Source organism: Mesorhizobium sp. URHB0026 (genome assembly GCF_054059755.1).
Genome location: NZ_JBSSCN010000001.1, coordinates 5522817 through 5541758 on the forward strand (window position 1 = coordinate 5522817; position 18942 = coordinate 5541758).

The following is an 18942-nucleotide window of genomic DNA, read 5'->3' on the forward strand; positions in this document are numbered from 1 at the left end:
AGTCAGGCGGCCTTCTTGGCTTCGACAGCCCTTTCGATGACGCCCATAATGTCGGCTTCCTTCATGATCAGCAGGTCTTCGCCGTCGATCTTGACCTCGGTGCCCGACCATTTGCCGAATAAGATCAAATCGCCGGCCTTGACGTCGAGCGGAACGAGCGCGCCCGTTTTCGTCGCGTGCCCCTGGGCCGACGGCAATGACTTCGCCTTCCGCAGGCTTTTCCTTGGCATTGTCGGGAATGATGATGCCGCCCTTGGATTTGGTGTCGCCTTCGGCGCGCCGGACGACGACGCGGTCGTGGAGTGGACGGAACTTCATGGGAACTTCTTTCTGCGGCCGGCATAGGCGGCCGCGCCCTCTCTATAGGCGGTTTGGCACTCGATAGATAGGAGTGCCAAAATTTATCGGGGGACGGAATTAAATGTTGGAAGTATTAGTTTCGCACCCGGTTTCCTGATATCCGAAGTCAGCCAAATATTTTCAAAAATTGAATTTTTCCGGTCAAGCGCCTATTTATCGGACAAGTTCGCTTTCACGATTTCATGCGCAAGGGAGATTTCTTCAATGGCCGACGGCAATCAGACGATCATGCAAAAAGCTGAAGCCCGCTTTGTCGACAAGCAGAAGAAAACCGCGGAACGCAACAAGGCAACCGCCGAATACATGTCCGAGGCGAGGGCCAGGGAGATCAAGACGGCAAGGCTAAGGGAATTGCGGTTGGCCAAGGAAGAAGCCGATCGCGTGACGGAAGCACTGAACCCGACGCCGAAAAAGAAGCGGGTGGTCAAGAAGGCTGCGGCAACGGGGGTCAAGACATGAGCCTGACATTCCCCAACCGCAGCCGCAGCTATGACGTGGCCGGCAAACGCATTCGTTTCGTCGGCCATGACGGCATGCTCCAGATTTCCTTCTCCGTGGCCGCCGACGCAATGGCCAGGATGCAGCCGGACACCGCCGCCGACGAGGCCGGCTATCTTGCCGCCTTCGACCGGTCGAGTTCCACTATCCACGACGTCGCCGCCAAGGCCTACGGCCGCACCCGCAAGAGCCTGTATGTGCTGACATCGGATGATTTCGGCTGAGACGCAGCCGCAACTCCAGATAAAGCGCGAAGCGATCTTCAGGCCATGAATGCGTCAAGGCGATGAGACGGGGCAGGACTTACACTCAGCCCTCTCCCGGCGCTTGACGTCGCGGACACTCATCTGATCGACCACATATTGGCATTTTGCGGGCTCGTGCCGACCATCACCCTTTGCCTGACCACTGCAGGCTGACCGGTCAAGACATTGATGATAGCCCAGCCTTGGGGCAAGTCCCTGCGCGGTGCATGATTGGCCATGCGGTGTGGCTCAGCCTCGCACCACGAAGAAGACCATGCCCAGGACCGCTACCGTCCAGGCGACAACCGAAAGCTTCAGCGCCATGCCGCCATGCGCGGTCAGCATCTCCCGCAGGCGTGCCGCGCTACGTGCCGACACGGCCGGTGCGGCCACCAGGGCGGCGGGTGCCTTGGCGCCAAGTTTTCCAAAGACGGGCAGCGGCGACGGTTCACGCACGAAGTTGACCTCGAATGTCGGGAGTTGGCTCGGCGAACTTGCCCAGCCCCTCCATAGCACCCTTTCGCGAACTCGCTGCATGCCAAATCGGCGCCCGTTGCGGTTCGGCCCGGGAGATACCGGAGTTTCAACTGGCGCACGGCCACTTGTGAACCGGCTCCGATTGGCCGCGGCTCGCTCACAAATCCGATCTCGCCAGCAGTAGTAACTTTTCTCTTGAACCGGCCATTGATGTGGCCTAGCCTCGACTTGAGAAAAGGTTTTTCCAGACATTCCCGATCGGGTTCGGCCGTTGGCCGGCTCTATTCCGGGCGGTAAGAGAAAACCTTTTCCCAACCAAGGATTTTTGCCGCGATGGCGTCGGACGATCAGCCAGTTTCGGTCTTTCCCAAACCCGTCACTTTGCGTGACGTGGCCGCACAGGCCGGCGTCAGCGTTGCCACCGCATCCAAGGCGCTCAACGATCAAGGGCGCATGACCGCCGAGACCCGCGAACGCATTCGAGAGACGGCGCGCAGCCTGGGCTTCCGGCCCAACAGCCTGGCGCAGAGCCTGCTGAGGCGCCGCTCCTTTACTGTCGGCCTGCTCACCAACGACACCTATGGCCGTTTCTCGCTGCCGCTGATGTCGGGCATTTCGGATGCGCTGGTCGATGCCGGTGTCTCGGTATTCCTGTGCAATGTCGAGGAGGATCCCCGCCTCGGCCAGCTCCATGTCGAGGCCATGCTCGACAAGCGCGTCGACGGCATCATCGCCACCGGCAAGCGCATCGACCGTCATCTGCCGATCGATCTCGCCAATTTGCGCATCCCGGTCATCTACGCCTTCACCCAGCCCGATCCCGACGCCGTCGCCTTCGTTTCCGACGATGCCGGCGGGGCGCGGCTGGCCGTCGAGCATTTCTGCCGGCTCGGCCGCAAGCGCATCGCGCATGTCACCGGCCCGGCCAGCTTTGCCGTGGTGCATGAACGGGCGCAGGCCTATCGCGCCGCGCTGATCGAAAACGGCCTGCCGATGAGCGAGCCGTTGCTTGGCGCTTGGTCGGAAGCCTGGGGGCATGAGGCGGTGACGATCCTTTTCGATGACGGGGGAGAAAAGCCGGACGCCGTCTTCTGCGGCAACGACCAGATCGCGCGCGGCATCATCGATGCTCTGCGCGAGCGTGGCTTGAGCGTTCCCGGCGATGTCGGCGTCATCGGCTTCGACAATTGGGAGATCGTGGCCGAGGCGACCCGGCCGCCGCTGACCTCGGTCGACATGAACCTGACAGCACTCGGCCGCGAGGCCGGGCTGACCCTGCTTTCCCTGGTCGGCGGCAAGTCCGCCGCGCCGGGCATCAGAAAACTGCCGTGCCGGCTGGTGGTGCGGCAGTCCTGCGGCCGCCTGCCCGATGGCTGAAAAGACGGCTGAGAAACGAAGCGCCGCAATCGGCGGCAAGCCGCGCATCGCGGCCAAATGAGGAGGAGGAGAACATGAGGACTTTGATTGCCAAACTGACCCTGACCAGACTGACGCTGACCAGACTGACGCTGACCAGACTGGCCCTGACCAAATTGACGTTGACGGCTGCCGTTCTGGGTTGCGGCCTGCAATTTGCCGCCGCCGAAACCGCCAACATCTGGGTACGCGCCGACGGCTCGAACTTCATGCCGAGGATCGTCGACGCCTTCAACAAGGCGAACAAGGACCAGGTCAAGCTCGACATCATCCCCAATGCCGAGATCATCCCGAAATATGGCGCGGCCGCAGCCGGCGGCACGGCGCCCGACGCGCTGTCGCTCGACCTGATCTACACGCCCTCCTTCGCCGCCGCCGGCCAGTTGGAGGACATCACCGACTGGGCAAAGTCGCTCCCCTATTTCGCCAGCCTGTCGCCCGCTCATGTGAAGACCGGCACCTACAAGGACCGCATTTACGGCCTGCCCTTCTCGGCCGACGCCTCGGTGCTGATCTGGAACAAGAAGCTGTTCAAGCAGGCAGGCCTCGACCCTGAAAAAGGCCCGGCCAACTGGGCCGAGATCGAAGCCGACGCCGAGAAGGTCAACGCGCTTGGCGGCAACATCAAGGGCTTCTACTTCTCCGGCAATTGCGGCGGCTGCAACATCTTCACATTCACGCCGCTGATCTGGGCCTCGGGCGGCGATATCCTGTCGGAGGACGGCTCAAAGGCGACGCTGGACAGCCCGCAACTGCGCGGCGCCATCGATCTCTACCGCTCGATGGTCAAGAAGGATTTGGTTCCGGCGGGCGCGCAGACCGACACCGGCGCCAATTTCTTCGCCGCCTTCGCCGCCGGCAATATCGGCATCTCGCCCTCCGGCGCCTTCGCCATCGGCGCGCTCAATACGCAATATCCTGATGTCGATTACGGCGTCACCTTCCTGCCAGGCAAGGATGGCAACTGGTCGTCCTTTGCCGGCGGCGACAATTTCGTTGTCACCAAGGGCACCAAGAAGCTCGCCGTGGTGAAGGAGTTCCTGGACTTCGCCTATTCGCTCGAGGGCCAGACGATTCTCGCCAAATACGGCAGCCTGCCGGTGCGCGGCGACATCGCCAAGGACGCGCTGAAGGAGCTCGACCCGCGCTACCAGATTGCCGCCGAGGCGATGGCCAAGGGCAAGACGCCGTATTCGGTGGTGTTCAACGACCTGATCAACTCCGCCAACGGCCCGTGGACGCAGATGATCAACGAGGTGTTCTTCGGCGACGACGTCGATGGCGCGATAGCAAACGCCCAAGAGACCATGCAGTCGATCATCGATCAGGCGCCGCGGAAGTAGGCTGGCCGCCTGCCGGCCGCCCGCCTGTCTCCCTGGGCGGGCGGCCGGAAATTCGCATCACTAACGTCAGGGCCATCGCTTTGAGACAAGACCTCCTCATCCGGCCGCTACGCGGCCACCTTCTCCCCGCTGTTGAGAAGAGGCTGCCGCTATGGCTAGCTATCTCCTCTCCCCTCGGGGAGAGGTCGGATTGCCCCGAATTGCCCTTTGCAATTCGGTTGGCAATTCCAGTGAGGGGGTACTTGGCCAATGCCCTAACAGCATCGGGCGGCCAGCCATGACCACCATTACCGCAACCACTGCCCGCGTCCGCAAACGCGTCGGCGCCGGGCGCCGGCAATGGATTGGCCTGCTCTATGTCGCGCCGGCCGTGGCGCTGGTCATGCTGTTCTTCGTCATCCCGCTCGGCATGACGGCCTGGATGTCGCTGCACAACTGGCCGCTAATGGGCGAGCACTCCTTCATCGGCCTAGGCAATTACTGGGCAATCCTGCGCGACACCAGGTTCTGGAACGCGCTGAGATTCACCGGGTACTACACGCTGATCGTAACCATCGCGATCTTCGCCGTCGCCTTTCCGCTGGCGATCTTCATCGAGCGGCCGCGCCCGTTCACCAACCTCTACCGCACCATGTTCTTCATGCCGGCGGTGGTCGGCTTTGCCTCGGCGAGCCTTTTGTGGTCGTGGCTGCTCAACGTCGATTCCGGCCTGTTCAGCCCCGCCGCCTACGATCTCGGCCTGATCGACAAGAAGTACAACCTGCTCGCCACCTTCCAACCGGCCTTCTGGTCGATCATCGCCATGGTGGTGTGGAAGGTCGCCGCCTTCACCATGATCATCCTGATGACCGGCCTGCAGTCGATTCCGCAGGACCTGCAAGAGGCCGCCGTCATCGATGGCGCCGGGCCGTTCGCGCGGTTCCGGGCGATCACCTTGCCGCTGATGCGCCGCACCCTGGCGCTGGCGCTGATCCTGTCGGTCGCGGGCTCCATCCTTGCCTTCGACCAATTCTACATCATCCTGCGCGGCGGCCCGCGCAACCAGACGCTGACGGCGGTGTACTGGATCTTCAACCAGTCCTTCGTGTCGTTCAAGCTCGGCTATGGCGCGGCACTCTCGATGGTGCTGCTGGTCATCCTGGTGGCGCTCAGCCTCGTCCAGCTCTGGCTGCTGCGCAAACCCGAGGGGCTCGACTGATGGCGCAGGCGATATCGGGCACAGGCAAGCTTGTCGCGCGCTTGGGCAGGCATTCCACCGGCATCGTCGCCTCGGTGCTGTTCGTGGCGCCGATCGTGTGGACGGTGCTGTCGGCCTTCAAGCCGGCGCAGGAGGCGCGCCTGCCGCCGCTGCCGCCCTGGCCGACGACGGGCTTCTCGCTGGAGAACTATCAAACGCTGAACAGTTTCGGCGACGGCCTGTGGGCCTCGGCGCAGAACAGCATCTACGTCTCGGTGATGACGGTCATACTGTCGGTCATCGTCAGCGTACTCGCCGGCTACGGTTTTTCGCGGTTTCGGTTCCCGTTCAAGGACTTGTTCTTCGTCCTCATCCTGTCGACGATCATGATCCCGTTCCAGTCGATCCTGACGCCGATTTTCCTGGTGCTGACCAAGCTTGGCCTGCACAACACGCTGACCGGCCTGGTCGGCGTCTATGTGACGCTGCAGCTGCCGTTCTCGATCTTCATGATGCGCAACGCCTTCGACGCGGTGCCGCGCGAGATCGAGGAGGCCGCGCGCATGGACGGGGCCGGCAACGCCACAATGCTCGTCAAGGTGATGTTGCCGCTGGTCTGGCCTGGTGTCGTCACCATCGCGCTGTTTGCCTTCCTCGGCGCCTGGAACGAATTCCTCGCCGCCCTGGTGCTGATGACCGACCAGTCCAAGTTCACGCTGCCGGTGATGATGACCGCACTTCAGTCCGGCCGCTTCGGCGCCATCGACTGGGGCGCGGTGCAGGCGGGCGTCACCGTGATGATGGTGCCGTGTCTGATCCTGTTCCTGGCTTTGCAGCGCTTCTACATCCGCGGCCTGATGGCCGGGGCCGTCAAGTAATCGACCGAATGGAGTAAGTTCATGACTGCATCGCCATCCGCCAGGCCTGCCAAAGCGTTCCAGCCCAAACTCGCCTTCCGCCCGCTGCCGGTGCCGCAGGTCGACGTGCGCGGCTTCTGGGGCGACCGCGCCGAGGCGGTTGCCACACGCACCGCCGACATCCTTTACGAACGCTGCGTGGCGGCGCGCATGCTGGAGCAGATCGATCCGGACCGGCCCTCGCCGGGCGTCGTCATTCCGTTCCACTCGCCCTCGCCCGACGAGGCGGCCTCCGCCGGCTTCACCGGCTCGACGGTGACCACGCAGATGTTTTGGGATTCCGACCTCGGCAAGACGATCGAGACCGCGGCCTATTCGCTCTACCGGCGCAAGAATCCCGAACTGGAGAAGAAGATCGACGCCGTCATCGACATGTATGGCAGGCTGCAGCAGGAGGACGGCTATCTCTCCAGCTGGTACCAGCGCATCCAGCCGGGCAAGCGCTGGACCAATCTGCGCGACTGCCACGAGCTTTATTGCGCCGGCCACCTCATTGAGGGCGCGGTCGCCTACTACCAGGCGACGGGTAAGCGCAAGCTGCTCGACATCATGTGCCGCTACGCCGATCACATCGCTTCGGTGCTGGGGCCCGAGCCCGGCAAGAAAAAGGGCTATTGCGGCCATGAGGAGATCGAGCTGGCGTTGGTCAAGCTGGCGCGAGTGACGGGCGAACAAAAGTACATGGAACTGGCCAAATACTTCATCGACCAGCGCGGCCAGCAGCCGCACTATTTCGACGAGGAGGCACGCGCCCGTGGCGCCGACCCGAGGGCCTATCATTTCAAGACCTACGAATACAGCCAGTCGCACGTCCCGGTGCGCGAGCAGGACAAGGTCGTCGGCCACGCGGTGCGGGCCATGTATCTTTATTCAGGGATGGCCGACATCGCGACCGAATATGGCGACGACACGCTGCGGGTGGCGCTCGACCGGCTGTGGGACGACCTCACCACCAAAAACCTCTACATCACCGGCGGGCTCGGGCCGTCGGCACACAATGAGGGCTTCACCAGCGACTACGACCTGCCCAACGAAACCGCCTATGCCGAGACCTGTGCATCTGTCGGGCTGGTGTTCTGGGCGAGCCGCATGCTCGGCATGGGTCCGAACGCCCGCTACGCCGACATGATGGAGCGCGCGCTCTACAACGGCTCGATCTCGGGCCTGTCGCTCGACGGTTCGCTGTTCTTCTACGAGAACCCGCTGGAAAGCCGGGGCAAGCACAACCGCTGGAAATGGCACCGCTGCCCTTGCTGCCCGCCGAATATCGGCCGCATGGTCGCCTCCATCGGCAGTTATTTCTACAGCCTGGCGGACGACGCGCTGGCGGTTCATCTCTATGGCGATTCCACCGCCCGCTTCGACATAGCGGGCACACCGGTGACGCTGGTGCAGGCGAGCCGCTATCCCTGGGACGGCGCCGTCGAGATCAGGGTCGAGCCGCAGGCGCCGGTAGAGTTCACGCTGCACCTGCGTGTGCCGGCTTGGAGCTCCAAGGCCAAGCTCGAGATCAATGGCGAGACGGTCGACCTCCAGGATTTGACCAGTGACGGCTACGCCGCGATCCGGCGCCAATGGAACAAGGGCGACCGTGTCAGGCTCGATCTCGAAATGCCGATCGAACGGCTCTATGCCAATCCCGCGGTCCGGCAGGATGCCGGCCGCGTCGCGCTGTCGCGCGGACCGCTGATCTACTGCGTCGAGGCGACCGACAATGACAATCGCCTGCATCGCCTGACCCTGCCGCGCACGGCCGGCATCGAGGCGCATGACGAACCGGACTTGCTGGGCGGCGTGGTGACGCTTTCAGCCACGGCGCAAGCCGATGCCGGGGATGGCTGGCAGGACGGCCTTTATCGCTCCGAGCCACCGGCCAAGGTCGAGACCCGCCTGACCGCCATCCCCTATTTCGCCTGGGACAACCGCGAGCCCGGCGAGATGCTGGTCTGGCTGCGCGACGGTTGATGCCTGCGGCAACGCCGTGGGGCGGCCGGTTATGTCCGGCTTTACTGGGCGGCGGCGGTCAGCGGCTTTTTCGGCGCCGCTTTCGCGGCGCTGCCGTCGATATGCGCCCAGGCCGGCCGCTCGAACAAGAACATGCCGAAGCCGACGCGCTGGACAATGAAGTAAAGCACGACGGGGCTGACGATCGAAACCAGCAGCACCGCCAGGCTGAGCATGCCCGTGTCGGTCAGCAGGCCGCTTGCCAGCGCCGCGCCGCGAAAAAGCGACATCGGGATGGTGAAGGCGACATAGACGACCAGCGAATGTTCACCCAGCCAGCGCAGCCATTCCATGGCGGGAAATTTCGACAGGACACCGCCAAGCACGCAAAGCGCCACGGCACCGGCGACGGCCAGGACGAGATGCAGCGGCGGCCATGCCGCCAGCCCCATCTGCATGCCGACCGGCTGCATGGCATAGCCCGGCGAATAGACCAGCAGGCCATTGACGACAGCCCAAAGGACGAGCCCGGCGACAGCCACCGCCGGGCGGGGTTGCGTCCATTCGACGAGCCGAAATACCAGCGGCGCCATGACGAAGCCGACGTAGAAATAGACGAAATAGGCCGCGAATTGTTCGACCGCGTAGCTGTCGGGATGCGGCGCCCACATCTGCAGGCCGGCCGCGATCGGGATGACGATCCAGGCGGGCACGGCAAACTGCCGCAGCAGTTTCGCCACGAGGCCGAACACCGCCAGCATGTAGATGAACCACAGGACGCCATAGGGCTGGACGACGGCCATTGCGAGGTCGTGCAGCATGCCGGCGGGATCCCGGCTGAAGATGCCGATCTTCAGCCCGATCGAGATGATCGCCCACAGCACGTAGAAATAGAGGTAGTGAACGACGCGCCGGTCGATATAGCGCCGCCACGGCCGGTCGATCACCTGCGACAAGAACAGCCCCGAGATCAGGAAGAATTCCGGCATCCGGAACGGCGTCGCGAAGCCGATGGCATAGTGGAGAAAGCCGACGCCACCCGTATACTCGCCGGTGTTGTAGGCCGAGTACATCATGACCACGAGGATGATCGAGAGGCCTTTGGCCGTGTCCACCCACGGCATGCGCATCGGGCTGCTGTTCATGGCGGCGAATCCAAACCGGCCGGCCCGGCTGGCCAGCCATCGTCCCGCGATCTAGCACCATCAAGCTTCCCAGATCGTAAACGGGGCTGTTTTTGCGGTGAGGCTGGCAGCGTCCGCGGGCCGCCGCGTTGAAGTCGTTGCAATCATCTGCCGTCAGCGCCGCCCCTCACCTGCCTGCCGGCTTCCTCTCCCCGTAAACGGGGCGAGGGACGCCGTTGTCGCCGATTTCGCCAATCGCCGGCGTTGCGGAAACAGCATCGGCCTCGCGGTAGCCCTCTCGCCCCGTTCACGGGCAGAGATGTCCGGCAGGACAGTGAGGGGCAGCGCCGACCGTGACCTCTATGCGCAATGAACGATTACTTTCGGGACTTGGATTTGTTCAAAGCCACCGCCGCGCGTACCAGCGCCTTGAAGGCCTCCTCGTCGACCTCCTCGCCTTTCTGGAAATCGATGGCGCGCCGTGTGTTGCCTTCGAGGCTGGAATTGAACAGGCGCGAGGGATCGGGCAGCGCGGCGCCCTTGGCGAAGGTCAGCTTGACGACGGCCTTGTAGGTCTCGCCGGTGCAGATCATGCCGGCATCCTCCCACACCGGCACGCCGCGCCATTTCCACGTCTCGACCACGTCGGGATCGGCTTGATGAATCAGCGCGCGCAGCCGGGCAAGCATCTCGCCTCGCCAGTCGCCCAATTCCTTGATCCTGCCGTCGATCAGCTCGGAGGGAGATTTGCTGTCCTCGGTGGTCGTCATTGTGGTTCTCCTTCGAACTGAAAAATAGAGCGCTTACATGCGTTCGCCAGGCAAGTGGCTGGCCTGCTTCACCCAGGCGCTGAACCGCGCCTCGTCGAACGCGTCGTCCTCATGAATGTTGAGGTAGCGCGTGTCCTGGCTCCTGGATTGGCCTGGCGGCACCGGATCGAGCGACATGCCGCGAAAGAAGGCCACCTTGATGTATCTGGTGAAGCAATGGAAGCTGAGGAACCAGCCTTTCCCCTCGACGCCGTAGAAAGGCGAGTTCCATTTCACCGTTTTGTTCACGCCGGGTACGGCGCGCTCGATGAGCGCGTCGAGCCGCCCGCCCATCTCGCGCTTCCTGCCTGGCATCGCCGCGATATAGGCCTGCACCGGGGCGTCGCCATAACCCTTGGCGATCCGCGGATTGCCGCCGGAAAGCAGCTTCGGCTCAGCCTTGGCCGGGGTCGACTTGGCCATGCGCTTTCCTCCTATCCATTGGCCCGCTGCACGCTGCGTCCCCTGGAAACATAGGGCAGCACGAACATATAGAGGCCGCTGAACAGCATAAGGAAGAGCGGCGGCAGTGGCGAATAAACCACCCAGGCCGGCGGCTGTCCAAACGCCATGGTGACGAAATTGGCGACGACGGTCGCTGTGAAGATGATCGACAGCCAGCGATGCGCTTGCCTGATCCATTTGCTCCAGTTCAATGTTACCTCCCTTGAAAAATGCATGAAACCAGCTGGGCGCTACCAGCGCGCCAGCTGCGTGATCTGGATGAGATTGCCGCAGCCATCGTTGAGCTTGGCGATGGTCGAGCCGGTCACGTCGGTAGGCGCCATGGCAAAGGCACCGCCATTCGCCTTGATGCGCTCATGGTCGCCCTTGATGTCGTCGGTGAAGAGCATCAGCGCCGGCTGGCCCTGCTTGAAGATCGCCTGCTGGTAGGCCTTGGCCGCCGGGTTGTCATTCAGTGCCAGCTGCAATTCGGTCCCTTCGGGCTCTTCGGCCGAGACGACCGTCAGCCAACGGAACGGCCCATTGCTGAAATCGGCTTTTTTGGTGAAGCCCAGCACGCCGGTGTAGAAGGCAAGCGCCTTTTCCTGATCGTCGACATAGATGCTGGTCAGTTTGATCTTCATCGCTTTTTCTCCATGGTTTTGCCGGCGGAGAACCCGCCCTTTGCTATTTCTGCATGGCTTTCAGTTCGAGGCCTCAGTCCGTCCGCGCCAGAAGCTCTTCCAGCTTTTCCAGGAATTGCGGCCAACCCACCTTGGCGCCGCCATAGGCGCGCTTCTGGTCGGGCCGGAAACCGGCCTGCTCCATGCGCAGATGGGTTCCCGTTGGCGTTGGGGTGAGCGTGAAAGTCACCACGCTCCTGAGATCGAACGCTGGATCCTGATGAGCGAGGTTCCAGCTGTAGGACAACCTCTTGTGCGGCTCGACGGCAAGCACCTCGCAGTCCAGCACGCCGCCCCAGTCGGCGCTGATGTTGAAGCGATGGCCGACGGCGGGTTTGAAATCGTTCTTCATCAGCCACTCCTCGATCAGATGCGGTTGCGTCAACGCGCGCCAGAGTTTTTCGGGAGGATGGAAGATTTCCCGCTCGACGACGACAGTGCGGGTCTCCTGGGCACTATCGTTCACTGGTCCATCCTTCTGAGCAAATCCTCGAGGTCGTCGAACCGGCTTTCCCAGAACCCGGCCATGTGGCGTGTCCAGTCCATCAGCGGCGCCAGCGCGGCAAGCTGGGCGCTGTAATGCGTCTGGCGGCCTTCATGGCGGTCGCGCACCAGCCCGGCCTGCTTCAGCACGCCGAGATGCTTCGACACCGCCGGTTGCGAGACACCGGACTGACTGGTCAGCGCCCCCACCGTCTGCTCTCCCTGGCGGCACAGCCGCTCGAAGATCGCTCGCCGTGTCGGGTCCGCGAGCGTCCTGAAGAGCATGTCATGAGCGTCTGGCATCGCTAATCGATAACCCGTTGGCTATTGGTTAACGTATAACCACAGGGATATATGTTCGTCAAGTGGAAGATTTGGAGCGTCCTGATACGGTGGTGGCTAGATGGGGACGTGGCTACGCCCGATCTCCCGCGCCACCAGTTCCTGCAATTGCCACAGATTGCGATCGCGGATGCCGCAGGCGTCGAGATGGCGGATGGTCTCGAACAGATACTGCGCGCCCGAGCCCCAATGGCCGACGGCGGTCGCCAGCGTCGCGGCGACCGAGAGCTTATCCAGTTTGCCGGCATAGCGCGGGTTGGCGGGATCGACGACGAAGCCGAGCGCCAGGCACGGCCCGCTTTCGGTGCTGACCCGCAGCCAGCGGGGCACGTTGACGGCGGGCAGGATGGTCATTTCGCGGCGCAGCAGCGCTTCCAGATTGGCGGCTACCGGTTCGGCGATCTCGAACACCATGCCCTGGCACTGACCGCCACGGTCGAGCGCCATCATCAGGCCGGGCTGATCGAGCGTGCCGCGAAAGCGCTGCACCGTGAAGCAGAACGACCGGTGCCAGCCCCGCGCCACCGCCCGTTCACCGCCCCTCACCTCGCCCGCTGGCTTCCACAACAGCGAGCCATAGGCGAACAGCTTCAGCGCCCCGGGCGGCGCCGAGGCCAGGATCTCGTCGCGAAACCGCGCATAGTCGTCATCGGTCATCGGGATCATGCCCGGCACCGGCCCGGCATCCTCCACTGCGCGCAAGGTGCTCGCCACCAGCGCCTCGGTCAGCGCCATCGGCGCCTTTTGTGGCGCTGATTTGCGCGGTGCGGCGGAAATCGGCTTGCTCATTGTCGTGCCTTGGCCATGGCAGCCATGTTGCCGAAGGCGCGGGGATTCTCAAGAGCCAGAGCCGTTCGAGACCTGGAATCCGCATCTGAGCCATCCCGCGCGGCAGCTCTTACGCCTATGACACCAGCGGCATCGGCACCTTGAGCCCGTCGATCAGCGCGTCGCGGAACACCGCGATGGGGTCTACGCTGGCGCGAAGCGGCCGTAAGCAAGCGCTTCGGAACGACATTGCCTCATAAGCGTTGTCGGCCGGGAGGAAGTCATGAACGATGCGCCGGCAACGCCCGTCGGCAGGCCGCTTTCGCCAGGCGAGCTGGTCACCGTGATGTCCCATTTCCATCGCGCCGAGATCGCCCGCATGGCGGGCTGGCGCGACCGCCTCGACCGCACCAGCAATTGGGCGATCACCGTTGTCGCGGCGATGCTGTCGGTGTCGCTGTCGACGGCCAGCGCCCATCACGGCGTGCTGCTGTTCGCCATGCTGCTGGTGCTGCTCTTGTTGTGGATCGAGGCGCGTCGCTACCGCTTCTTCGATGTCTACCGCGCCCGCGTGCGCCAGTTCGAGCGCCATTATTTCGCGCAGATCTTCTCGCCGCAGCCCGACTTTGCCTCCGACTGGCTGCTGATCCTCGGTGAGAGCCTGCGCACGCCAAAATTCCTGGTCTCGCAGCGCGTGGCGCTGGCGCGCCGTTTGCGCCGCAACTACCTGCACATGATGCTGATCCTGCTGCTCGCCTGGATCCTTAAACTGTCGACCCCGAGCCTGATCGACCAAGGCGTGCCGGTCGGCTTTGTCGGCACGATGCGCGAGGCTATCGGCGCCGCGGCGCTCGGCCCCATTTCGGGCGTTGTCATCGTCACCGCGGTTGCCCTCCTCTATGCCGGACTGCTGGCAGCCGCCTTCCTGACAGCGGGCGACGACGGCGAACTCTCCTTCGGCGACGTTCACGTCTGAGCTCGATATTCTGAACTCGATGCCGAGCCAACACCTCGTGACGGATGGCTGCAACGCAAACCCCAGCCGCGCGTTGTGATGGTCAGTCCGCGGCGGCGTCTTGAAGGGACCCATGATCCACCCACTGGCAACAAGGTCGCACGGCCCCGCGGCCGCCCTTTCGATGGCCGCCGCCCTTTCGCTGGCAATTGTCGCCCTTGCACCGGCAAGCCAGGCGCTGGCCGCGCAGCCTGCCGGCCACGCCTCGGGCATGGGCGGCTCGGCGGAAGGGCTGTTCGTCGCCGAGATCGTGCTCCTGCTTCTGGTCGGCCGTGGCCTTGGCGAGATCTTCCAGCGCTTCGGGCAGCCGGCGATCATGGGCCAGCTGATCGGCGGCATCCTGCTCGGGCCGTCGCTGTTCGGCTGGCTCTGGCCAAGCGCCCAGCATCTGATCTTTTCCACCGATCCGGCGCAGAAAGGCATGATCGATGCCGTCTCGCAGCTTGGCATTCTGCTGCTCCTGCTGCTCACCGGCATGGAGACGGATTTGCGCCTCGTGCGGCGGGTGGGCGCGGCCTGTTTTTCGATCTCGATCACCGGCGTCGTCCTGCCTTTTGCCTGCGGTTTCGCGCTGGCGCGGGTCTTGCCGGATTCGCTTCTGCCCGAGCCGAGCGAGCGCATCGTCGCCGGGCTGTTCCTCGGCACGGCGCTGTCGATCTCCTCGGTGAAAATCGTCGCCATGGTGGTGCGCGAAATGAATTTCATGCGCCGCAATCTCGGCCAGGTCATCGTCTCCTCGGCAATCATCGAGGACACGATCGGCTGGCTGATCATCGCCATCACTTTCGGCATCGCCACCAATGGCAGCCTGCAGGTGCTGCCGCTCATCACCACGGTGGCCGAAGTGGCGCTGTTCATGGTGTTCTCCTTCACCATCGGCCGCCGTCTGGTCTTCACCCTGATCCGCTGGAGCAACGACTCCTTCCGCAGCGAATACGCCGTCATATCGGTCATTCTCATCATCATGGGCGTGATGGCGCTGATCACCAATCTGATCGGCGTCCACACCGTGCTCGGCGCCTTCGTCGCCGGCATATTGGTCGGGGAATCGCCGATCCTGTCAGATCACATCGAGGGCCAGTTGCGCGGCGTCATCACGGCGCTGTTCATGCCGGTGTTCTTCGGCATGGCCGGCCTGTCCGCGGACCTTACCGTGCTTACCGACCCGACGCTGGCTCTGCTGACGTTGGCGTTGGTGCTGATCGCCAGCATCGGCAAGTTCTCGGGCGCCTTTCTCGGCGGCCGGCTGGTCGGCATGTCTCTGAAGGAGTCTACCGCCGTCGGCAGCGCCATGAACGCGCGCGGCTCGACCGAGGTTATTGTCGCTTCGATCGGCCTGTCGATGAACATCCTCTCCCACAATCTGTTCACCATGATCGTCACCATGGCCGTCATCACCACGCTGGCCATGCCGCCTATGCTGCGCTGGGCGCTCGGCCGACTGCCGGTCGGCGACACCGAAAAGCAGCGCGTCGACCGCGAACTGCTCGACGAGCGCGGCTTCGTCTCCAAGCTGGAGCGGTTGCTGCTGCTCGTCGACGACAGCCCGGTCGGCAAATTCACCGCCTATCTCGCCGGTCTCGTCGGCGGCGGCAGCGGCATGCCGACCACGCTGCTCCACCTCAAGGATGGCAAACTGCCCGGCCCTGCCCGCGACAAAGGTCCCGAGCGGGCCTCCAAGCAGGTCAAGAGGGGGGCGGCCAGAAGCGCCAGGGCTGTCAGGAAGGCCGAGGATACACCCGTCGACAAGGTCCACCTCACGGCTCGCACCGAGCTTGAAGCCACCACCGAGACGATCGCGGCGGAAGCCCGCAAGGGCTACGGCCTGCTGCTGGTCGGGCTGGACAACGCGCTGGCCGAAGGCACCTTCAGCGGCACGCTGAACGCCATCACTAGCGGCTTCGACGGCCCGCTCTGCCTGGTGCTGAATGGCGCCAACGCTGATGGCAAGATGCCGATGCTGCGCGCCGGCGCGACCATTCTTGTTCCCGTCAACGGCACAGAGGTGGCTCGGCGCGCGGCCGATTTCGCGCTCGCCTTGGCGCGGCCGCACCGGGCGCGCGTAAAAGTCCTTTATGTCTCGCAGGCCCGCAAGGGCAGCCGGCCAAGCTCGGTATCGCACCGCCGCGAGGAGGCCGTGCTCAAGGATGTCGCCGATCTCGCCGACCGCTATGGCGTCGCCGTCGAAACCGCGATCAGGACGCGCGCCACGCCAGACAAGGCGATCGCCAGGGAGGCAGCCAAGGGCGCCGCCATGGTGGTGATGGGCGTCACGCAACGGCCGGGCGACGAGCTGTTCTTCGGCGACACGGCGAGCGCGGTGCTGGCCGCCGCCGCCTGCCCGGTCGTGCTTCTGGCCAGCGACCGCGTCCGGCGAACCGAAGCCGCCGCCGAGGAGGCGGCAGCCGAGACTGGGGCTTGATGCCTGTCGGCCTTACGGGAATACGCAACTCCCCAGGGGAAAGCGCTGCGCACTTTTCCTGGAATTGCGCCTACAGGCCGAGGAACTGCCGCCCGATCATGTAGCCCAGCGCCGCCGCGACGAGCGGAAACAGCGCCGGCGCGACCTTGCCGAAGAAGGAGACGCTTGTGTCCTTGGGCGGCACATAGCGTCCATTGCCAAGATTCTTGGTCATTGCGTACCCCACGCCATCAGCTAATTAGCAGATGCTTATTGACGCATGGCCGCATTAACGGGTTGCAAAGAAATTCGATCGAAAGCCGGCCATTTGAGTGGATGACTGGCGAATGCGGCTTGGCTTGGTCTGGATCTCGGAAGCGAGTTTGCCCGCGGCATCGCGCAGCCGCCGGGGCATCGGTCGTCGCGGCTGAGCGTTAAGTCCGGCAGACCGCCATGACGAAGAACTCGCGGTAGCAGAAATCGGGATCGTCGAGCAAGCGATCCGGCCGCTGCTTCAGCTCCCGCCAATAGGCCCGGTCGGCGTCAGGCAGGGCATAACCCGGCGCGACGCTGGCGAAACAGGCCAGCAGGTCGCGAACATAGTCGCGCGTGAAGCGAGGCGCCCAGCGCACGACCAGCCATCCCTTGCGGCTGACGACCTCCAGGCCCGCCTGCCGCAGGCGCGCCGGAAGGGTCGAACCGCAATCGGTGCCGAGCACGCCCCGGTAGCGAAACCCCTGCCGCAACAGGATAGAAGCGCACCCAACGGCACCACGCAATGCCCCGCGGGAACCGACGCCGGTCTATGGCGGCAGGGACGGATCGGTGTTGGGTTCCAGCGCCTCTTCCGCCTCATGGTCGTCTGGAAGCACGTCGCCATGCACCGCCAGCGGCCGGCCGATCCAGATGGGATCGACCAGATGGTCGCGCTTGGGATTGCTCGTGTTCGGGTGGATGAGGATGCTCAGGCCGCCATGGTTCAGCATCAGCCATGGAACCAGCGCGCCGAAGATCCCGGTCGCGAAGGAGATCTGGTACATGGCCTTGTCGTGCGGCCCGATCTGTCTGTCGTGCCAATTGCCCAGGCGCACGCGGAATCGTTCCGCGATGCGCAGCCGCAGCCATTCGGCCCGCTGCCGCTCGGTCTGCCCGTCGAAATAGACATGCGCGTGATAGCTGGCGATCTCGGCAAGTGGCCTTGGACTGTCTTGGCTCATCTCGATGCCCTCCTCGCGGCATGTCCCACCATTCAGCCCAAGAACGCGGTTTTAGGCAAGGTCACCGACTGCCCGCTCGAGCCGCCGGGAAGATCGGCACCGGCCGGACGCGGTTCTCGCCGACCAGGCATGCGGTGACGCCGCTGGCGCCGCGAGGCTTTCGGCCCCGCGCACTTCGTGTAGTCTGTTCGTCCCCTTGGAAAATGACAAGATGAACACCGCCGAAACCCTGCCCTATCTGTCTTCCCGGCTGCTCGACCGCCTGTCGATCTCGACAGTCGACATGGTCGGCGAGATCGAACGCCAGATATCAGGCCAGCGGCGCGGCGAGGTCTGGTGCGCGCCGAAGGCGGTCGTGCTGCCGGGCGACGACCGCTACATCATGGCGACGCTGGGCGTCGCCTCCACGCCGCCCGTGCTGGCGACGAAGTCCCTGGTCGTCAACCCCCGCAACGCCGCGCGCGGATTGCCCACGCTCAATTCGCTGATCACGCTGCTCGACGCCGAGACAGGCCTGCCGCTTGCCCTGGTCGACGGCAATTGGGTGACGGAGAAACGCACGGCCGCCTTGAGCGCCGTCGCCGCCAAGCGCATGGCGCGCGGCGATGCGTCTTCGGTCGCCTTCATCGGCTGCGGGGTGCAAGCGCGTGGACATTTAGAGACATTCGCCGACCTCTTCCCCTTGCGCGAAATCCGCGCCTTCGGCCGCGGCGCCGCCAACCGCGACGCGCTGTGCCAAATGGCGCAATCGCGGGGACTGGAAGCAATCCCATGCGACACGGCAAGGGCCGCCATCGAAGGCGCCGACATGGTGGTGACGACGGTAACCCTGGTCCCCAAACCCGCTCCCTTCCTCAACGCCAACTGGCTGAAGCCAGGCAGCTTCGCCGCTATGACCGACCAGGCCCTGCCCTGGCTGCCCCAGACAATGCCCCGCTTCGACCGCATCATCGTCGACGATTTGGAGCAGGAGAGAAATATGGCCACGCCAATGGTCGACCCCACGCTGGTTGCCGGAGATTTGACGGGGCTGGTTTGTGGGGACTTTGCGGGGCGGGAGGGCGCGGGCGAGACGACGGCGTTTGTGTTCCGGGGGCTGGCAGTGGGGGATTTGGCGGTGGCTGCGCTGGCGTATGGCCGCGCCCAAATGGCTGGGGCGGTTGGGGCGTAGGCGGTGCAGGAGAGCGTCCCGTGTGGCTGGATGGGGCGAGCAGTAAGTCCGCTTTTGGTGAGGGGAAAAACGAAAGCGGACCCTTTAACCTCAAACATCGGATCTCGT

General features: G+C 64.0%; 22 protein-coding genes and 1 pseudogene. 10 read left to right on the plus strand and 13 right to left on the minus strand.

Features of this window, described 5'->3' with window-relative positions:
- Positions 1–2 precede the first annotated feature (2 nt).
- A pseudogene (locus ACVWWD_RS27270) lies at positions 3–318 on the minus strand (co-chaperone GroES).
- A 246-nt stretch (positions 319–564) separates the two neighbouring features.
- On the opposite strand from ACVWWD_RS27270, the gene ACVWWD_RS27275 reads away from it, so the two are divergent.
- Together ACVWWD_RS27275 and ACVWWD_RS27280 are read left to right on the plus strand one after the other, a co-directional pair.
- On the plus strand, positions 565–819 hold the full coding sequence (locus ACVWWD_RS27275; RefSeq protein WP_023773627.1) for a hypothetical protein: 255 nt from the start codon (positions 565–567) through the stop codon (positions 817–819).
- Complete coding sequence (locus ACVWWD_RS27280) at positions 816–1082, plus strand: DUF1488 family protein (RefSeq protein WP_023773626.1); 267 nt, start codon at positions 816–818, stop codon at positions 1080–1082. Before ACVWWD_RS27275 ends, ACVWWD_RS27280 begins: the two co-directional genes overlap by 4 nt.
- A 270-nt stretch (positions 1083–1352) precedes the next feature.
- Here the strand turns inward: ACVWWD_RS27280 and ACVWWD_RS27285 are convergent, their stop codons facing one another.
- Positions 1353–1559 (minus strand): hypothetical protein, encoded by a 207-nt coding sequence (locus tag ACVWWD_RS27285; protein WP_352549490.1) that lies wholly within the window; start codon positions 1557–1559, stop codon positions 1353–1355.
- 354 nt (positions 1560–1913) lie between these two features.
- Between ACVWWD_RS27285 and ACVWWD_RS27290 the strand changes: the two genes are divergently transcribed.
- The 5 genes from ACVWWD_RS27290 to ACVWWD_RS27310 all read left to right on the plus strand — a co-directional run bounded on the left by ACVWWD_RS27290 (position 1914) and on the right by ACVWWD_RS27310 (position 8398).
- Positions 1914–2957, plus strand: coding sequence for a LacI family DNA-binding transcriptional regulator (locus tag ACVWWD_RS27290; protein ID WP_352549492.1), 1044 nt, complete (start codon positions 1914–1916; stop codon positions 2955–2957).
- 74 nt (positions 2958–3031) lie between these two features.
- The gene (locus tag ACVWWD_RS27295; protein WP_245273822.1) at positions 3032–4339 is read left to right on the plus strand and encodes an ABC transporter substrate-binding protein; all 1308 of its coding nucleotides are present in this window, start codon (positions 3032–3034) and stop codon (positions 4337–4339) included.
- A 277-nt stretch (positions 4340–4616) separates the two neighbouring features.
- Positions 4617–5537 (plus strand): carbohydrate ABC transporter permease, encoded by a 921-nt coding sequence (locus ACVWWD_RS27300; RefSeq protein ID WP_352549495.1) that lies wholly within the window; start codon positions 4617–4619, stop codon positions 5535–5537.
- Positions 5537–6394 (plus strand): carbohydrate ABC transporter permease, encoded by an 858-nt coding sequence (locus tag ACVWWD_RS27305; protein ID WP_023773621.1) that lies wholly within the window; start codon positions 5537–5539, stop codon positions 6392–6394. The genes ACVWWD_RS27300 and ACVWWD_RS27305 overlap by 1 nt, the downstream gene beginning before the upstream one ends.
- 21 nt (positions 6395–6415) lie before the next feature.
- Positions 6416–8398 carry a glycoside hydrolase family 127 protein gene (locus ACVWWD_RS27310; RefSeq protein WP_457103517.1) on the plus strand — a complete coding sequence of 661 codons (1983 nt, stop codon included), beginning with the start codon at positions 6416–6418 and terminating at the stop codon, positions 8396–8398.
- 41 nt (positions 8399–8439) lie between these two features.
- Here the strand turns inward: ACVWWD_RS27310 and ACVWWD_RS27315 are convergent, their stop codons facing one another.
- The 8 genes from ACVWWD_RS27315 to ACVWWD_RS27350 all read right to left on the minus strand — a co-directional run bounded on the left by ACVWWD_RS27315 (position 8440) and on the right by ACVWWD_RS27350 (position 13051).
- Positions 8440–9522, minus strand: a complete 1083-nt coding sequence (locus ACVWWD_RS27315) for an acyltransferase family protein (RefSeq protein WP_457103518.1) — start codon at positions 9520–9522, stop codon at positions 8440–8442.
- Between the two features lie 356 nt (positions 9523–9878).
- On the minus strand, positions 9879–10271 hold the full coding sequence (locus tag ACVWWD_RS27320; protein ID WP_023773616.1) for a DUF1801 domain-containing protein: 393 nt from the start codon (positions 10269–10271) through the stop codon (positions 9879–9881).
- 33 nt (positions 10272–10304) lie between these two features.
- Positions 10305–10733, minus strand: a complete 429-nt coding sequence (locus ACVWWD_RS27325; protein ID WP_352549498.1) for a DUF1801 domain-containing protein — start codon at positions 10731–10733, stop codon at positions 10305–10307.
- Positions 10734–10744: 11 nt separating this feature from the next.
- On the minus strand, positions 10745–10966 hold the full coding sequence (locus ACVWWD_RS27330; RefSeq protein WP_023773614.1) for a hypothetical protein: 222 nt from the start codon (positions 10964–10966) through the stop codon (positions 10745–10747).
- 39 nt (positions 10967–11005) lie between these two features.
- The gene (locus tag ACVWWD_RS27335; RefSeq protein ID WP_023794455.1) at positions 11006–11398 is read right to left on the minus strand and encodes a VOC family protein; all 393 of its coding nucleotides are present in this window, start codon (positions 11396–11398) and stop codon (positions 11006–11008) included.
- Positions 11399–11471: 73 nt separating this feature from the next.
- Complete coding sequence (locus ACVWWD_RS27340; protein WP_023773612.1) at positions 11472–11903, minus strand: SRPBCC family protein; 432 nt, start codon at positions 11901–11903, stop codon at positions 11472–11474.
- On the minus strand, positions 11900–12223 hold the full coding sequence (locus tag ACVWWD_RS27345) for an ArsR/SmtB family transcription factor (RefSeq protein WP_023794451.1): 324 nt from the start codon (positions 12221–12223) through the stop codon (positions 11900–11902). The genes ACVWWD_RS27340 and ACVWWD_RS27345 overlap by 4 nt, the downstream gene beginning before the upstream one ends.
- Positions 12224–12319: 96 nt before the next feature.
- Positions 12320–13051 carry a gamma-glutamylcyclotransferase gene (locus ACVWWD_RS27350; protein WP_352549500.1) on the minus strand — a complete coding sequence of 244 codons (732 nt, stop codon included), beginning with the start codon at positions 13049–13051 and terminating at the stop codon, positions 12320–12322.
- 262 nt (positions 13052–13313) lie between these two features.
- Between ACVWWD_RS27350 and ACVWWD_RS27355 the strand changes: the two genes are divergently transcribed.
- Both ACVWWD_RS27355 and ACVWWD_RS27360 read left to right on the plus strand, forming a co-directional pair.
- Positions 13314–14006: a DUF2270 domain-containing protein gene (locus ACVWWD_RS27355; protein WP_457103519.1), complete on the plus strand. Its 693-nt coding sequence runs from the start codon at positions 13314–13316 to the stop codon at positions 14004–14006.
- Between the two features lie 250 nt (positions 14007–14256).
- Entirely contained in the window at positions 14257–16467 is a 2211-nt protein-coding gene (locus ACVWWD_RS27360; protein ID WP_457103647.1) for a cation:proton antiporter domain-containing protein, read from the plus strand.
- A 70-nt stretch (positions 16468–16537) separates the two neighbouring features.
- On the opposite strand, the gene ACVWWD_RS27365 is transcribed toward ACVWWD_RS27360, so the two are convergent.
- The 3 genes from ACVWWD_RS27365 to ACVWWD_RS27375 form a co-directional block, all read right to left on the minus strand.
- Positions 16538–16681, minus strand: coding sequence for a hypothetical protein (locus ACVWWD_RS27365; RefSeq protein WP_023773607.1), 144 nt, complete (start codon positions 16679–16681; stop codon positions 16538–16540).
- Between the two features lie 199 nt (positions 16682–16880).
- The gene (locus tag ACVWWD_RS27370; RefSeq protein WP_457103520.1) at positions 16881–17192 is read right to left on the minus strand and encodes a hypothetical protein; all 312 of its coding nucleotides are present in this window, start codon (positions 17190–17192) and stop codon (positions 16881–16883) included.
- 57 nt (positions 17193–17249) lie between these two features.
- Positions 17250–17663, minus strand: a complete 414-nt coding sequence (locus tag ACVWWD_RS27375) for a DOPA 4,5-dioxygenase family protein (protein WP_457103521.1) — start codon at positions 17661–17663, stop codon at positions 17250–17252.
- Between the two features lie 211 nt (positions 17664–17874).
- Between ACVWWD_RS27375 and ACVWWD_RS27380 the strand changes: the two genes are divergently transcribed.
- Positions 17875–18834 (plus strand): ornithine cyclodeaminase family protein, encoded by a 960-nt coding sequence (locus ACVWWD_RS27380; RefSeq protein ID WP_352549504.1) that lies wholly within the window; start codon positions 17875–17877, stop codon positions 18832–18834.
- Positions 18835–18942: the final 108 nt, after the last annotated feature.

Bases quoted from the DNA above. Each gene is read 5' to 3' on its own strand.
- ACVWWD_RS27275 (WP_023773627.1), top strand. From the start codon at position 565: ATGGCCGACGGCAATCAGACGATCATGCAAAAAGCTGAAGCCCGCTTT.
- ACVWWD_RS27280 (WP_023773626.1), top strand. From the start codon at position 816: ATGAGCCTGACATTCCCCAACCGCAGCCGCAGCTATGACGTGGCCGGC.
- ACVWWD_RS27290 (WP_352549492.1), top strand. From the start codon at position 1,914: ATGGCGTCGGACGATCAGCCAGTTTCGGTCTTTCCCAAACCCGTCACT.
- ACVWWD_RS27295 (WP_245273822.1), top strand. From the start codon at position 3,032: ATGAGGACTTTGATTGCCAAACTGACCCTGACCAGACTGACGCTGACC.
- ACVWWD_RS27300 (WP_352549495.1), top strand. From the start codon at position 4,617: ATGACCACCATTACCGCAACCACTGCCCGCGTCCGCAAACGCGTCGGC.
- ACVWWD_RS27305 (WP_023773621.1), top strand. From the start codon at position 5,537: ATGGCGCAGGCGATATCGGGCACAGGCAAGCTTGTCGCGCGCTTGGGC.
- ACVWWD_RS27310 (WP_457103517.1), top strand. From the start codon at position 6,416: ATGACTGCATCGCCATCCGCCAGGCCTGCCAAAGCGTTCCAGCCCAAA.
- ACVWWD_RS27315 (WP_457103518.1), bottom strand. From the start codon at position 9,522: ATGAACAGCAGCCCGATGCGCATGCCGTGGGTGGACACGGCCAAAGGC.
- ACVWWD_RS27320 (WP_023773616.1), bottom strand. From the start codon at position 10,271: ATGACGACCACCGAGGACAGCAAATCTCCCTCCGAGCTGATCGACGGC.
- ACVWWD_RS27325 (WP_352549498.1), bottom strand. From the start codon at position 10,733: ATGGCCAAGTCGACCCCGGCCAAGGCTGAGCCGAAGCTGCTTTCCGGC.
- ACVWWD_RS27335 (WP_023794455.1), bottom strand. From the start codon at position 11,398: ATGAAGATCAAACTGACCAGCATCTATGTCGACGATCAGGAAAAGGCG.
- ACVWWD_RS27345 (WP_023794451.1), bottom strand. From the start codon at position 12,223: ATGCCAGACGCTCATGACATGCTCTTCAGGACGCTCGCGGACCCGACA.
- ACVWWD_RS27350 (WP_352549500.1), bottom strand. From the start codon at position 13,051: ATGAGCAAGCCGATTTCCGCCGCACCGCGCAAATCAGCGCCACAAAAG.
- ACVWWD_RS27355 (WP_457103519.1), top strand. From the start codon at position 13,314: ATGAACGATGCGCCGGCAACGCCCGTCGGCAGGCCGCTTTCGCCAGGC.
- ACVWWD_RS27360 (WP_457103647.1), top strand. From the start codon at position 14,257: ATGGGCGGCTCGGCGGAAGGGCTGTTCGTCGCCGAGATCGTGCTCCTG.
- ACVWWD_RS27365 (WP_023773607.1), bottom strand. From the start codon at position 16,681: ATGACCAAGAATCTTGGCAATGGACGCTATGTGCCGCCCAAGGACACA.
- ACVWWD_RS27375 (WP_457103521.1), bottom strand. From the start codon at position 17,663: ATGAGCCAAGACAGTCCAAGGCCACTTGCCGAGATCGCCAGCTATCAC.
- ACVWWD_RS27380 (WP_352549504.1), top strand. From the start codon at position 17,875: ATGAACACCGCCGAAACCCTGCCCTATCTGTCTTCCCGGCTGCTCGAC.